This window comes from Ruegeria sp. AL3, assembly GCF_056536065.1.
The window spans coordinates 3,094,628-3,109,240 of the sequence record NZ_JBQFJG010000001.1 but is presented as its reverse complement, the minus strand read 5'-3'; the positions used below and the strand labels follow the sequence as shown (position 1 = coordinate 3,109,240).

At 57.8% G+C, this 14,613-nt stretch carries 15 protein-coding genes; 10 read left to right on the top strand and 5 right to left on the bottom strand.

Translation table 11 applies throughout. The features are described 5' to 3' along the window. The first annotated feature begins 151 nt into the window (after positions 1-151). From ACR3E6_RS15745 to der, 3 genes are read left to right on the top strand one after another with little or no spacing between them, the layout of a single operon-like run. Positions 152-823 (top strand): hypothetical protein, encoded by a 672-nt coding sequence (locus ACR3E6_RS15745; protein ID WP_171631369.1) that lies wholly within the window; start codon positions 152-154, stop codon positions 821-823. Positions 824-867: 44 nt separating this feature from the next. Then, positions 868-2,190: a PQQ-like beta-propeller repeat protein gene (locus ACR3E6_RS15740; protein WP_209832702.1), complete on the top strand. Its 1,323-nt coding sequence runs from the start codon at positions 868-870 to the stop codon at positions 2,188-2,190. A gap of 49 nt (positions 2,191-2,239) precedes the next feature. Beyond that, entirely contained in the window at positions 2,240-3,703 is a 1,464-nt protein-coding gene (der, locus tag ACR3E6_RS15735; protein ID WP_171631375.1) for a ribosome biogenesis GTPase Der, read from the top strand. A gap of 44 nt (positions 3,704-3,747) precedes the next feature. On the opposite strand, the gene ACR3E6_RS15730 is transcribed toward der, so the two are convergent. From ACR3E6_RS15730 to ACR3E6_RS15720, 3 genes are read right to left on the bottom strand one after another with little or no spacing between them, the layout of a single operon-like run. Further along, positions 3,748-4,203, bottom strand: coding sequence for a hypothetical protein (locus ACR3E6_RS15730; RefSeq protein ID WP_171631377.1), 456 nt, complete (start codon positions 4,201-4,203; stop codon positions 3,748-3,750). After that, on the bottom strand, positions 4,196-4,681 hold the full coding sequence (locus tag ACR3E6_RS15725; protein ID WP_480487953.1) for a hypothetical protein: 486 nt from the start codon (positions 4,679-4,681) through the stop codon (positions 4,196-4,198). Before ACR3E6_RS15725 ends, ACR3E6_RS15730 begins: the two co-directional genes overlap by 8 nt. Continuing rightward, positions 4,657-4,992 (bottom strand): hypothetical protein, encoded by a 336-nt coding sequence (locus ACR3E6_RS15720; RefSeq protein ID WP_480487951.1) that lies wholly within the window; start codon positions 4,990-4,992, stop codon positions 4,657-4,659. The genes ACR3E6_RS15725 and ACR3E6_RS15720 overlap by 25 nt, the downstream gene beginning before the upstream one ends. Before the next feature lie 503 nt (positions 4,993-5,495). Here ACR3E6_RS15720 and ACR3E6_RS15715 point away from each other — a divergent pair. Beyond that, entirely contained in the window at positions 5,496-6,479 is a 984-nt protein-coding gene (locus ACR3E6_RS15715) for a fatty acid desaturase (protein WP_209832709.1), read from the top strand. A 39-nt stretch (positions 6,480-6,518) separates the two neighbouring features. Then, the gene (locus ACR3E6_RS15710; RefSeq protein WP_480487949.1) at positions 6,519-7,214 is read left to right on the top strand and encodes a helix-hairpin-helix domain-containing protein; all 696 of its coding nucleotides are present in this window, start codon (positions 6,519-6,521) and stop codon (positions 7,212-7,214) included. Between the two features lie 57 nt (positions 7,215-7,271). Here the strand turns inward: ACR3E6_RS15710 and serS are convergent, their stop codons facing one another. Then, complete coding sequence (gene serS / locus ACR3E6_RS15705; RefSeq protein WP_480487947.1) at positions 7,272-8,564, bottom strand: serine--tRNA ligase; 1,293 nt, start codon at positions 8,562-8,564, stop codon at positions 7,272-7,274. 72 nt (positions 8,565-8,636) lie between these two features. Continuing rightward, positions 8,637-10,301 carry a mechanosensitive ion channel family protein gene (locus tag ACR3E6_RS15700; protein ID WP_480487945.1) on the bottom strand — a complete coding sequence of 555 codons (1,665 nt, stop codon included), beginning with the start codon at positions 10,299-10,301 and terminating at the stop codon, positions 8,637-8,639. 201 nt (positions 10,302-10,502) lie between these two features. Here ACR3E6_RS15700 and yajC point away from each other — a divergent pair, with 201 nt between their 5' ends. Genes yajC through ACR3E6_RS15675 form a run of 5 tightly spaced genes read left to right on the top strand, consistent with a single transcriptional unit; the run spans position 10,503 to position 14,566 of the window. Then, positions 10,503-10,790, top strand: coding sequence for a preprotein translocase subunit YajC (yajC, locus tag ACR3E6_RS15695; protein WP_117868574.1), 288 nt, complete (start codon positions 10,503-10,505; stop codon positions 10,788-10,790). Positions 10,791-10,823: 33 nt separating this feature from the next. Beyond that, a complete protein-coding gene (secD, locus tag ACR3E6_RS15690) occupies positions 10,824-12,485 on the top strand; it encodes a protein translocase subunit SecD (RefSeq protein WP_171631395.1) in 1,662 nt (553 codons plus the stop codon). Position 12,486: 1 nt separating this feature from the next. After that, positions 12,487-13,455 (top strand): protein translocase subunit SecF, encoded by a 969-nt coding sequence (secF, locus tag ACR3E6_RS15685; RefSeq protein WP_171115306.1) that lies wholly within the window; start codon positions 12,487-12,489, stop codon positions 13,453-13,455. Further along, a complete protein-coding gene (locus tag ACR3E6_RS15680) occupies positions 13,448-14,200 on the top strand; it encodes a sulfite exporter TauE/SafE family protein (protein ID WP_171116500.1) in 753 nt (250 codons plus the stop codon). Before secF ends, ACR3E6_RS15680 begins: the two co-directional genes overlap by 8 nt. A gap of 12 nt (positions 14,201-14,212) precedes the next feature. Then, a complete protein-coding gene (locus tag ACR3E6_RS15675) occupies positions 14,213-14,566 on the top strand; it encodes an Mth938-like domain-containing protein (RefSeq protein WP_152458364.1) in 354 nt (117 codons plus the stop codon). The last annotated feature ends 47 nt before the right edge of the window (positions 14,567-14,613 follow it).

The following is a 14,613-nucleotide window of genomic DNA, read 5'->3' as shown; positions in this document are numbered from 1 at the left end:
TTTCTACACTAAACTGAATAGTTCGGTTTAGTTTTTTTCGCAAGTGAGAAGCCAAGCGGTGAAAATGCGCAAAATCGGACCCTTGGCTTGGCGTTGGTGCCGGGGTATGACATGGCGCACTTATGCAAGACACACAGCCCAGGGGGCAGGAATGAGCGACACCGACAGTTTCATTGATGAGGTCACGGAAGAGGTACGCCGTGATCGGATGTATCTGCTGCTGCGCCGCTGGGGTTGGGTTGGTGTGGCGGCGGTCGCGCTGATTGTCGGCGGGGCGGCGTTCAATGAATACCGCAAATCCCGCGATACGGCGCAGGCGCAGGATCTGGGTGACTCGATTCTGGCGGCTCTGTCGGAAAACGATTCTGATGCACGGGCGGCCGGTTTGCGGGAAACCGAGGCGCAGTCGCCGGGCGGGAATGCTGTTCTGAACATGCTGCTGTCTGCGTCTCAGCTTGAAGCGGGATCGCGCGAAGAGGCGGTCAACAGTCTGAACGCGGTTGCCGTGCAGGGGGATTTGCCCGAGATCTATCGCGCGATCGCAAGCTTCAAGGCGCTGTTGTTGCAAAGCGACACCTTGCCCGCCGCTGACCGTCGACAGCAGTTCGAAGCGCTGGCGGCGCCGGGTGCGCCCCTTCGACTGCTGGCCGAGGAGCAACTGGCCCTGATCGACGTGTCCGAGGGCAATGTCGATGCGGCACTGGACCGCTTGCAGGCGCTGCGTCAGGACGCCGAGGTCGGTATTGATCTGCAACAACGTGCGGCCCAACTGATAGTTGCATTGGGCGGCGAACCCGAGCCATTGGTGGCACAGCAGGGCTGACCAGGCGGGACAAAAGACTTAATGACAGGCGAGTTCGGAACATCATGGTAACAAGACTAATTTCCCGCGCGGGATTGCCGGTTGCGGCACTGGCTTTGACCGCATTGACCGCCTGTGAACCCCCTGAAGCGATCTTGCCCGGAGAACGTGAAGACATCCGTCCGGCGTCTGATCTGGAAACAGTGGAAAAGAGCGGCTCTCAGCCCATCAGCCTGCCAGCTCAAAAAGCGAATGCCAGCTGGCCGCAAAGCCCGGGGACGGCTGCTTACCGAACCACGAACGCAGCACTGCGTGGCACGCCACAGCGGGTCTGGTCTGTGTCGATCGGGCAGGGCGACTCGCGCAAGCAACGTATCACCGCCGAACCGGTGGTTGCGGGCGGGTTGATCTATACACTGGATGCGGGGGCGACGGTGTCAGCGGTCACGCCGCAGGGTCAGTTGGCCTGGGATACCGATCTGGTTCCGCCAAGCGACGGTGATGCAGACGCCACCGGTGGCGGCCTGGCCTATTCGAACGGCGTTCTCTACGTGTCGTCCGGGTTCGGGCGACTGACCGCATTGGATGCAAAAACGGGCGCCGTGCGGTGGCAGAAGCGATTGGACGCAACCGGAAGCGGCTCTCCGATGGTAAATGACGGGTTGTTGTACCTTGTCGCGGGGGACGAAACCGGGTGGACCATCAACACCAAGGACGGGCGTATCGCCTGGCAAATCGAAGGCACGCCCAGCGTCGGTAACGTTCTGGGCGCACCGGCACCGGTGATTGCCTCGGACCTGGCAGTGTTTGCATTCGGGTCCGGCGATGTTGCGGCCACCTTCCGCCGTGGGGGCATCCGTCGCTGGAATGCGTCGGTCGCAGGCGGGCGGCGGGGACGGGCCGCCGCGCAGATCGTTGACGTGACCGGCAGTCCGATGGTTGTCGGAAACACAATCTATATCGGCAACCATTCTGGCCGGACCGTTGCCTTTGACGCCGCCACCGGTGAACGCCGCTGGACCGCCGATGAAGGTGCGGTTGATACGGTCTGGCCCGCAGGCAACAGCATCTTCCTGATCAGTGACCGCAGTCAGCTGGTGCGCTTGAATGCGGCCGATGGCTCGGTCATCTGGGCGCAGGATCTGCCAAGCTTTGTCAAGGACAAGCGAGGCCGCCGTGGTCCGATCTTTGCACATTACGGTCCGATCCTGGCCGGAGGCCGTATTGTGATTGCGTCCAATGACGGGTATCTGCGCTTCTTCAATCCGGTTAACGGGGCACTGGTTCACCAGGTCGAAGTTCCCGGAGGTGCAACTACGGCTCCGGTTGTTGCCGGGCAAACGCTGTATGTCGTTTCCTCCAAGGGAGATCTACACGCTTTCCGTTGACGGCAAGATGCGCTAAAGGGCGCTTCTTGAGTCTTGAAAGTTGAGTATCATGTCGCTGACCCTCGCCATCGTGGGGCGCCCGAATGTGGGCAAATCCACCCTGTTCAACCGCCTTGTGGGCAAACGTCTGGCCCTGGTCGACGACCAGCCCGGCGTGACGCGCGACCTGCGCGAAGGCGAAGGGCGTCTGGGCGATCTGCGCTTTACCGTGATTGATACGGCGGGTCTTGAGGACGCGACGGATGACAGCCTTCAGGGGCGGATGCGCCGTCTGACGGAACGTGCCGTGGACATGGCTGATGTCTGCCTGTTCATGATCGACGCGCGCGTGGGTGTGACACCAACGGATGAAATGTTCGCGGAGATCCTGCGCAAACGGTCCAAGCACGTGATCCTTGCGGCCAACAAGGCCGAAGGCAATGCTGCGGATGCGGGTGTTCTGGAAGCTTACAACCTTGGTCTGGGTGAACCGGTCCGCTTGTCGGGCGAACATGGTGAAGGGATGACGGACCTCTATGCGCAGCTGATGCCTCTGGCAGACGCGGCAGAGGAAAAACAAGTCGAGGAAGCCCCGCAAACGGACATTGAACTGGACGAAGACGGTGAGGGCGAGACGCCGCTGATCACCGCAGCCAAGCCCTTGCAGGTTGCGGTGGTGGGGCGTCCGAATGCGGGCAAATCCACCTTGATCAACAAGATCATCGGCGAAGACCGTCTGTTGACCGGGCCAGAGGCCGGGATCACGCGTGACGCAATCAGCTTGCGAATCGACTGGGCTGACCCAGACGGCCAAAGCACGCCGATGCGGATCTTTGACACCGCAGGGATGCGCAAGAAAGCAAAAGTACAGGAAAAGCTGGAAAAGCTTTCCGTGTCCGACGGCCTGCGCGCGGTAAAATTTGCCGAGGTCGTCGTTGTGTTGCTGGACGCCGCGATCCCGTTTGAACAGCAAGATCTGCGGATTGCCGATTTGGCCGAGCGTGAAGGCCGGGCCGTTGTCGTCGCCGTCAACAAATGGGACATCGAAGACAACAAGCAGGAAAAGCTGCGCGAGTTGAAAGAGTCGTTTGACCGGCTGCTGCCGCAACTTCGCGGCGCGCCGCTGATCACGGTTTCCGCCAAGACGGGCCGGGGACTGGAGCGTTTGCGCGACGCGATCCTGCGCGCCCATGACGTCTGGAACCGCCGGGTGCCGACTGCCGCTCTGAACCGCTGGCTGACGGCTATGCTGGAACAACACCCGCCGCCAGCCCCACAGGGACGCCGGATCAAACTGCGCTACATGACGCAGGCCAAGACCCGACCTCCGGGGTTTGTGGTGATGTGTTCGCATCCCGACAAAATGCCTGAAAGCTATACCCGTTACTTGGTGAACGGTTTACGGCAGGATTTCGACATGCCCGGAACACCGATCCGCCTGACGCTGCGCGGGCAGGGGGACAAGAACCCCTACAAGGGTCGGCGCAAGAAAAACGCGGGCGCATTGGCCAAGCATCTGAAGGGGCGCGGGTAAACTACGCACCAGAATCAGGGCTTTGATGACACAGGCGGACTGACTCAATCGTGCCCAAGTACGAATGCGCGGTTCGCTTCTGCGGCATTGGCGATACCCTCTGACGTCCCATTGCCCTGTTCAATGGCCGTCGCCAGTTCGGTCGCGGCTGAACCTGTCGTAAAGATCGATGCAATTCGCGTCCGACCTCCGAAAAGACCTTTGGAAGCGTCGGCATTGTCATAGGTCAGGTCAAATGTCGAAACCAAACTGACCGCCTCATCATTGGGTCGTTTGTTTTGATCGCGCGATATGGGCGGAACCAGCGTTGTCACGCGGCGCTGTACACCTGCATTGACCTCGACGGGCAGCGCCTTGGCGGGATCAGAGCGCAAGGCGATGTTCACGCCGCTGCGTTCCCCATAGACCAAACTGCGATCCTGAATCGAGGTGCAGCCGACAAGGCCAAAGCCCCCGATTGCCAGGAGGATGATCCAAGAAAGTCTTGGGTTGTCAGCCATTGCCATTTCCTCCGGTCGATTGGTTGTCATTGCCCTGTTCATTGCCGGTGTCCTTGTCTTTTCCCTCTTTGTCTTCACCGCAGGTGACCAGTCTCGCGGCACCATCGGTTCGGTTTTTTGTTCCAAGCGTCTTTGCAAGTTTGTTTGCGGCGTCTCCGGTGGAAATGACGTCTGAGTATCGGGTCAAGAAAATGCTCTTGGTTTCCATCCGTGTGCAGCCGAATACGGCCATAGCCTCGCGATCTGTGCGCGATGTGCCGTCGGGACCGACCTTGCCTGGTTCAATCACGGGAACCACGGCAGCGAAATCTCTGTCATAACCGATCACAACCTGGCCTTGCTGCCGATTGGCGCTGACGGCGGCATTGATACCGACAACTGTATCATGCGCGACATAAAGCGTATCGCCACATCCCCAAACACTGCTTAACCCAAACAAAATAAATAATTTTTTCACGTCCCCGTCTCCTTCGTGCACAGAGTGTCATCCTGTTGATCAACGCTGGTTGCCGACAGGTCAGTCAGATCCAGATGCAGGCTGCGGGAGATTTCGGCGCCCTGTGGCACATCCACCAGAACAGCGGCCTGATGGCGGCCAAGGGTCAGGCCGCTCCATCTGCGGCCAAGGGCGATCTCCAGCCCTGTCGTGTCTGTCACGGATGCTGCAAGAGTTTGGTTTTTGATCAGTGCCTGACGGTCTGTCAGCCTTGCCGGGCCATCTTCGCAATTTCCGGCAAACACCAGAACCTCGTGATAGATGCCCAAGCTGAAGATTGCCGTGCCGCGCATCGTAGCAACATGCAGCCCGCGACCGCGCAGCTAGTGCACAATTGCATTGCCAGTCACGATGGCGGCTGAAGATGAGGTGCCGAAACCGTTATAAGAGCACCCAGCAAGCGAGGCGCAGAACAATGGCGCCAATGGCAATATATTTCTCGAATAAGTCAATCAACATGCCTTAAAATACTGCTTCTTACTCTGACTGGAAGTTTCCCAAGCGTCAACTCAAAGGGAGGTTTTCGAATACTGCTGAAGCGTTCCGCGACATTGCGGGGCTGTTTTCCCGGGCGCTTCCCACTTGCCAGGGCGCGTTATTCGGCGCTGGTGATCGTCACGCAAGCGCGTAACTGCGCCAATTTTCAGCGTTTTCGCTCTGAGGGCGTGACAGCCCCTGTTCTGCGCGCTAGCATTCACGTGTGTGCATCTGTCAGCACATGCATTGCCTGCACGCGGTCAAGCCGCGCCTGGATTTTTAACAGATTAAAACAGGGCCATCGTGGGGAGCGGACTGGATGGATCTGAGGGAATACACAAGACACTACGCAGTTCAGGACAACAGATTGGCTGCACTGAGCTATTTTGGCACGTTCGCGGTGTATTTCGCATCGCTGTCTCTGGCGATCGTGTTCGTGGACCGCTGGTACATCATGATCCCGGCCGGGATCGTCTTCGCCTTTTCGGCGGTACGCCTTTATGTGCTGCAACATGATTGCGGGCACCATTCGCTGTTTGAAACGCGAATGCAGAACGAATGGGCAGGGCATGGTCTTTCGCCATTCACCTTTGCACCGTTCGAGGTGATGAAACAGAACCACAATCTGCACCACGCTGGGATCGGAAACCTCGAGCATCGTGAGACCGGTGAAATTCACACGATGACATTGCGGGAATGGCAGGACGCGGACTGGAAAACCCGTTTGTTTTACAGGTTGTATCGAAACCCTTTCATCCTGGTGCCGGTCGGTGCGCTGTTCACATATTTCATTCGCTATCGCTGGCCCAAGAACACTGTTCGTTTCGGTGTCGCAGGCGTCTTGCTGCACAATGCATCGATCATCGTATTTTTGGGCCTGTTGTACCTGGTGGCGGGCATGACCGGTATTCTGGTCTGGCTGGTGTTTTCGTTTCTGGGCGGAATGCTGGGTGTGTTTCTCGTGTATCTGCAACACAATTTTGAAGATACCTATTGGGATCGCCGTCCTGACCTGAACCCGCAGACCGCAGCGTTGCATGGATCTTCCGCACTGGATTTCGGATGGTGGTTCGATACCGCCGTCGCCTGTATCACGTTACATGACATCCACCATTACAACGCGCGTATCCCATCGTATCGGTTGCGGGCCTGCCACTATAATCTGCCGCCTGAATTCACGCCTCGTCGGATCAAGTTCCCCGAGGCTGTAGCGGCATTGAACCTCAAGCTTTGGGATGAGGATGCGAAACGCCTCGTGCCATTCCCGAAAAATGACCGAACCGCTGGGTTGGCGCATAGCTGATCCATTTGTTCCGAGAAGGCAAGTGCTGAACTTGCGGATATGCATATCCAGTGTATATGCGATGAGGCAGGGCGATGGAGAAAGGACCTTTGGATGACTGTAGTGACCGACGTAAAAGGTGTGGGAGAGGCGCTGAAAAAAGCCCTTGCAGCCAATGGCTTTAAGACCGCAGAAGCGATAGCGAAGGCGTCACCCGCAGATCTGGTCAAGGTTCCTCGGGTCGGTGAGAGCCGCGCCGCCCTATTGATCGAAGCCGCAAAAGCGGCAATAGCCGCAACGCTTGCCGCCGGTAAGTCTGGCGCGCGCAAGGCGCCGGCACGAAAGCCAGCGGCACGGAAACCAGCAACCGCAAAACCAGCCGCCCGAAAGCCGGCGACACGAAAAGCCGCCCCGCGCAAGACCGTGGCCGCTGTAGCGGCAGAAAAACGGGCGGAAGAAGCTGCACGCAAAGCGGCAGAAGAACAAGCGGCGGCCGAAAAAGCCGAAGCCGCAGCCAAGAAAAAGGCCAAGGCCAAGGCGAAAGCTGAAAAAGCCGCCAAGAAACGCAAAGAAATGGAAGCCGCGTTTTCCAAGGCCAAGGATAAGGTGAAAGCAAAGTCCAAGAAGGACAAAAAATCGAAAAAGGACGAAAAGAAAAAAGACGCCAAGAAGGGCAAAAAAGACGCCGAGAAAGGCAAGAAAAAAAGTGACAAGAAGAAAGATAGCAAGAAGGACAAGAAAAAGGCGAAGAAGTAAATTCCTTCGCCCCGTCTTGCATTGTGAACCGGCGCCTCATGGTGCCGGTTTCGTTTTTCAGGCTAGTGTGCCGTCCAGTTGCAGGGTCAGTTTGCCGCCCAGATAGGGGCTCAGGACTTCGGGCAGGGTCACGGTGCCGTCCGCGTTCTGGCCATTTTCCAGCACGGCAATCAGGCAACGCCCAACAGCCAAACCCGAACCGTTCAGCGTATGGACGTATTCCGGCTTGCCGCCACCTTCGGGGCGGAACCTAGAGTTCATGCGGCGGGCCTGGAAATCACCGCATGTCGAAACCGAGCTGATCTCGCGATAGGTGTCCTGACCGGGTAACCAGGCCTCGATATCATAGGTGCGGCGGGCGCCAAAGCCCATGTCACCGGTACACAGGATGACAGTGCGGTAAGGAATGCCCAGCTTTTCCAGAATGCCCTCGGCGCAGCGCAGCATGCGCTTTTGTTCTTCATCCGATTTGTCCGGATGCGTGATCGAAACCATCTCGACCTTTTCGAACTGGTGCTGCCGCAACATCCCGCGGGTGTCTTTGCCCGCGGATCCGGCCTCGGACCGGAAGCACAGGGAATGCGCGGTGTAGCGTCGGGGCAGATAGCTTTCCTCGATCAAACTGTCGTTGACGATATTGGTCAGCGACACTTCGGAGGTCGGGATAAGCCACCAGCCTTCGCGGGTCTGATAGCTGTCTTCGCCAAATTTCGGCAATTGGCCGGTGCCCTGCATCATCTCGGACAGAACCAGAACCGGGCCATTCACCTCGGTCAGCCCGTTTTCGGTGATATGCGTATCCAGCATGAACTGCGCCAAAGCGCGATGAATACGGGCGACGCCACCGGACAGCAGCACAAATCGCGAACCCGAGAGTTTGGCTGCGGTTTCGAAATCCATGCCTTGCTGAACGGCTTCGATCTCGAAGTGTTCCTTGGGCGCAAAATCCAGCTCAAGCGGTGTGCCCCAGCGGCTGATCTCGACATTGTCGTTTTCATCCACGCCATCCGGCACATCCTCGGCGGGCAGATTTGCGATCCGGATCAACTGATCCGTCAGCAGGGCATCCAGATCCTTGGCCTCGGTCTGCATCCGCGCGATTTCGGCTTTTTTCTCGGCAACCAGCGCGCGCAGGCGTTCGAATTCGGCTTCGTCGCCTCGAGCTTTGGCAGCCCCGACTTCCTTGGACGCCTTGTTCTGTTCGGCTTGCGCTGTTTCGGCCGCCAGAATCTTGGCGCGGCGGCTTTCGTCCAGCCTGAGCACATCTGACGACACCGGCGCGTCCCCACGGCGCGCTAAAGCGGCGTCGAAAGCGGCAGGGTTTTCGCGAATGGCGCGGATGTCGTGCATGTCTCAGATCCTTGAATGCGTGAATCACTGAAACCGCTTATGCACCATCTGTGGGGCAGGGTGTAGCGCCGGTTACGACTTATCCGCTTCCTCGTGCGATTCATGTGCCAGATGTCCATCCCATTCATCCGCCGGGATTTTTGGTTCTGGCGGATCAGCCATGTAAGATGGCGTCATGATCTGCACTTTGTTCTCGTTGAAAACGGCGACAATGTTGCGATGCAGGTCCGAGCGGATTTTGGGAATGATGCTGCCGCGGGTGGTGTAACCGTTGATCTGATAATTGATGGCGTAGTCGGCCAGCGCCGTCCACAGTACGAAAGGTTCAGGTTTGGCCTTGATGCCCTTGGTGCGGTTGGCCGCCTCGATCAGCATTGCTTCGACCTTTTCGGGCGGTTCTTCATATCCGATGCCAACCGTCGTGTGCAGCAGCAACCCACTGCCATCGGTTTTCTTCGAGAAATTCACAACGTCCGAATTCATCAATTGAGCGTTCGGGATCGAAATCAGCTCGTTCTTGATGGATTTCAGATGCGTCTCCATCAGTTTGATCTGAACCACGTCGCCGATATGGTCCCCGATCTGAATGCGGTCGCCAATTGACGTGGAGCGGCGATAGATCACGAAAAGCCCCGCCAGCATGTTGGACACGACCGAGTTGGCACCCAGCGACAGCATGGCGCCGACCAGAATGGTCAGACCCTGGAAGGCGGCCGAATCCGAACCGGGAATGTAGGGAACGGCAAAGACGAGCGCGATCAGAATCACGATAACCCGAGCGATGTTGAACGTCGGATTGACCCAGTGTTTTTCAAAATCGCCCATTTCGAACGAACCGGCTTCGACCGCGTCGAAGAACACGCGCATGCCCTTGATTATGTACAACGTGACCCATGCGATCAGGCTGAGCATAATCAGGTTTGGGATATAGCTGAGTATTCCCTTGAATATCAGCAGTACCGGTTCTGTCAGATAGGTCAGCAGCAGTTGCGCGAAATAGCGTGTTTCCGCAAAGGCCAGTAGAACGAAGGACAGGTAGTAGTAGAAGCCGAGAAAGAAGATGACCAACAGGGCAAAATTCAGCCCGTATCGGATCAGGGCGGCGATTGCTTCGGCCTGAACGCTTTTGGCCGTCGCCGTTTCGACATCCTTCAAATAACGCTTTACTAGTTTCAGAGTGCGCCGCCTGATCCGCCGGTGAAGCCAAAGGATAACCAGCACGAAGACGACAAAGCCTAAGGTCCATCCAGCGGCCTCAATCGCTCCGGATACCCGGGCTTGATCTGTACGGTTGGAGCGGTAGGCAAGGATGGCCTCTTCGATGGCCTGACCATGCAGTAAGCCGAGGACGTCCAGCTCCATCTGATCCAGTTCGGCGTCTGCAAGCGTCACGATCGATACGATTTCACCGTCGGCGCGAATGCGTATGCCTAGGTCGGTTTCTTCAAAGGTGATGTCGACGGTGGGGCTTTCAGAGGCTTCGGCCACCTCAATAATCTTGTTCTGCACGCTTTCGGCACGTTCCGGCGCGGGCAGAGCGCTGGAGCCGCGCAGGAAGAACAACATGTCGCCGTCCACGATGACGGGCGCCTTGAAACTTTCGGTTTCTTCCGCCTCGGGTTCGGAGGCTTCGGCAGGCAATTCCTGGGCCTTCACCGGCGCGGCCAGACACAGGATCAAGCTCAGCAAGGACAGCAAAAGCGTCAACGATTGGAATGGTTTGTATCTAGCTCTCATTGCCCCCCCTGATGTTCGACTATAGCCAATTTGAAATACCTGCATAGGACATATCTGCAACGATTTACCGGTTCGTGTGGCACCTTTCTCAGGTTGCGGCCGATCACATGACCACCTTTGCTTGCAAACACGCATTTCAAAGCATAGGTTCCGGCAAAATTTGCGGAACGGTGCCGCAAGATCTGAACAAAGGAATATCCCATGGAAGGTGGCGCAATCGCCCAGTTTCTCCCGCTTATCCTGATCTTTGCGATCATGTATTTCCTGCTGATCCGTCCGCAGCAGAAGAAAATGAAGGAACATCAGGCCATGGTGGATGCCGTGCGCCGGGGGGATCAGGTTGTCACCCAGGGCGGGCTGATCGGCAAAGTGTCGAAGGTCAAGGAAGGCGATAACGAGATCGAAGTCGAGATCGCCGAAGGTGTCAAAGTGCGTGTGGTCAAATCGACCATCGCCCAGGTTCTGAACAAAACCGAACCCGCGAAATAACACCACCTTACAAATCCTTGAAAAGGCAGGGTAATGCTGCACATTGATACCTGGAAGCGGGTTCTGATCTGGCTGGTCTGCGTGACTGGCCTGATCATGGCCCTGCCAAATGCGTTTTACACACGGGTCGAGCAATCAAACGACGCCAAAGCCGCGATCGAGCTGGGCGTGGATACGCCCGAGTTGCAGGTCGAGGCGGGGCAATGGCCGAACTGGCTGCCCTCGTCGCTGGTCAATCTGGGCCTTGACCTGCGCGGCGGTGCACATCTGTTGGCCGAAGTTCAGGTGCAGGACGTCTACGAATCCCGGATGGAGGCGATGTGGCCAGATATCCGTGACGCCCTGCGCGATGAGCGCTCGACCGTCGGGACGGTCCGCCGTCAGGAATCGGCCCCAGATGAGATTCGCGTGCGCATCAGCCAGCCTGAGGGCATGGCGCGGGCACTGGAGGTCGTGCGCGGTCTTGCCCGTCAAGTGCAGACCCTGACCGGTGTCGGGGCAACGGATATCGAGGCACGTGCCGAAGGCGACACGATTGTCGTTCAGTTGTCCGAGGCAGAAAAACTGGCCTCAGACGACCGCACAGTGCGTCAATCGTTGGAAATCATCCGCCGCCGGATCGACGAAGTGGGCACCCGAGAGCCGACCATTCAGCGTCAGGGTGCCGATCGTATCCTGATTCAGGTGCCTGGCATCGGCAGCGCGGGTGAGTTGAAAGAGATCATCGGCACGACGGCGCAACTGACCTTTAACCCGGTCGCCGGACGCGGCACCAATCCGGATGCCGTTGCAGGCATCGGCGAAGAAATTGTGCCGTCGATTGACGAAAGCGGTGTTTACTACACCATTGAATCCGCTCCGGTCGTTACCGGAGAGGAACTGGTCGATGCGCAGCCCGCATTCGACCAAAACGGTCGCCCTGCGGTCAATTTCCGGTTCAACACGTCTGGTGCGCGCAAATTCGGGGATTATACCCGCGACAATATCGGAGCCCCCTTTGCCATCGTTCTGGACGACGAGGTAATTTCGGCCCCCGTGATCCAAAGTCATATTCCGGGCGGTTCAGGCATCATCACCGGCAACTTTACGGTTGAGGAAAGCACCAATCTGGCCGTCCTGCTGCGAGCGGGCGCACTGCCTGCCGGCCTGGAATTCCTCGAAGAACGTACCATCGGACCCGAGTTGGGGCAGGACAGTATCGACGCGGGCAAAGTCGCCACAATCGTGGCCTTTGTGGCAGTACTGGTTTTCATGGCGCTCAGCTATGGTCTGTTCGGGATCTTCGCCAACATCGCGCTGATCATCAATGTGGGCCTGTTGTTCGGTCTGCTGTCCATGATCGGAGCAACCCTGACCCTGCCGGGTATCGCGGGGATCGTATTGACAGTCGGTATGGCGGTGGACGCCAACGTGCTGATTTTTGAACGTATCCGCGAGGAACTGAAATCCGCCAAAGGTCCGGCGCGCGCAATCGAACTGGGCTATGAAAAGGCGCTGTCTGCCATTCTGGATGCGAACGTGACCACATTCATCACCGCCGTGATCCTGTTTGCCATGGGCAGTGGCCCGGTGCGCGGCTTTGCAATCACTCTGGGCCTCGGCATTCTGACCTCGGTCTTCACCGCGATCTTCGTGACGCGCCTGATGGTCGTGATGTGGTTCGAACGCCGCCGTCCGAAAACGATCGAGGTTTGACATGAGACTGAAACTCGTACCCCAGAACACCTCGTTCGATTTCTTCAACCGCTGGAAGGTCTGGTTGGGCATTTCCGGCCTGATGATGGTGATTGCCTTCACCTCGTTCATGCTGCAAGGGCTGAATTTCGGTATTGATTTCCGGGGTGGCACGACGATCCGGACGCAAAGCGCGGTCGAGATCGATGTGGGCACATACCGAGATGCCATCGCCCCGCTGGAACTGGGCGATGTGACCATCACCGAGATTTTCGATCCAACCTTTGCGGATGACGAAAACGTTGCGATGATCCGCATCCAGGCGCAGGAAGATGCCGAGGCTGTCGAAGCAGCGACCATCACCGCCGTCGAGGACGCGTTGCAGCAGGTAATACCTGATATTCAGTTCGTCTCCGTAGAATCCGTCGGCCCCAAGGTCTCGGGCGAGTTGATCCAGACCGCCGTCATCGCGGTGGCTTTGGCGATTGGCGCGGTGCTTGTCTATATCTGGCTACGGTTCGAATGGCAGTTTGCGCTGGGTGCCGTGGCGGCACTGGTTCACGATGTGATCCTGACCATCGGCATCTTCTCGGAACTGCAAATCCGGTTTGATCTGGCCATTATCGCGGCCCTTCTGACCATCGTCGGTTATTCGCTGAACGATACCGTGGTCGTTTTCGACCGGGTGCGAGAGAATCTGCGGAAGTACAAAAAGAAAGACCTCAAAGAGGTGCTGAACATTTCGATCAACGAGACGCTCAGCCGGACGGTGATGACCTCGGTCACGACGTTGCTGGCGTTGATCTCACTTTATGTTCTGGGCGGCGATGTGATCCGCGGCTTCGTGTTCGCGATGATCTGGGGCGTGATCGTGGGCACTTATTCATCGGTCTTCGTCGCTTCGACCATCCTGTTGTGGCTGGGGGTCAAGCGCGACTGGTCCAAGCCGTCGAACACGGCGGGCAACCAGTTTGCCAATATTGATGCCTGAGGCGTTGCAACAGGCCTTGTCCCTGCCGGGGCTGGGTTGGTTGGTTCTTACCATCGGAGCCGCGGGACTTGTCCGCGGCTTCACTGGTTTTGGCACCGCGATGATCTTTGTTCCGGTGGCCACTCAATTTCTGCCGATTGCCGATGTCGTCTTTCTGATGGCAGCCACCGGGATCGTATCGACCTTTGCGCTGGCGCCGCAGGCATGGCGTGAATGCGACAAGACCGAAATCAGCACTTTGGGCGTTGCAGCGGCATTGACCGTGCCGCTTGGCCTTTGGGTCATGGCACAGGCCGACACGGTCGTTCTGCGCTGGATTGCCTGCGGTATCACCGGCGTGACCCTGTTGGCGATCGTCACTGGCTGGCGCTGGCAGGGGCGGCTGGGTGTACCCGGACGGCTGGCCATCGGAGGCAGCGCAGGCGTGATCGGCGGCATGACCGGACTGACCGGCCCGGTCGTTATCGTATTCTATCTGGCCAGCTCTTCAGACGTACGCAAGATTCGTGCCAACACGATCATCTTTCTGGCTTTGCTGGACGTGGCCATCGTCTTCAGCATCCTGATCGGAGGCGCTGCGGATCTGTCGATCCTTTGGATTGTCCTGCTGCTGGGCTTGCCCTATCTGACCACGACACTGATCGGCAAGGCTCTGTTCGATCCAAAGCTCGAACGGATCTATCGCGCTGCGGCTTATTCGGTCATTCTGATAGCAGTCGTGTCCGGCTTGCCGATCCTGGATTGAAGGAGGGAAGAAATGCGCCTGAACCAAGTTACGTTTTCAGATGCCAAACCGGTTGATGGCTATGGCCCCGGTTTTTTTCGCATTGGCGGTGATGTGTTCGAAGGCGCCGTTCTGACGGGCCCCGCAGGACCTGCCACCTGGGGCGGTTACGAAGATGCGCAGCCACTTCTGGAGCTGGCCGATGGAATTGACGTTCTGCTTGTCGGTACGGGCAAAGACATGGCCCACATTCCCCAGTCTTTGCGCACCCAGCTGGAGAGTGCCGGTGTCGGCGTCGAAATCATGAATTCTCCGGCTGCGTGCCGCACCTACAATGTCTTGCTCTCTGAAGGTCGCCGAATAGCGCTTGCTCTGATCCCGGTCTGACGGGATCCCTTCATCTGGCTGAAAATATCCCGGGGTGTGTGAGAGGC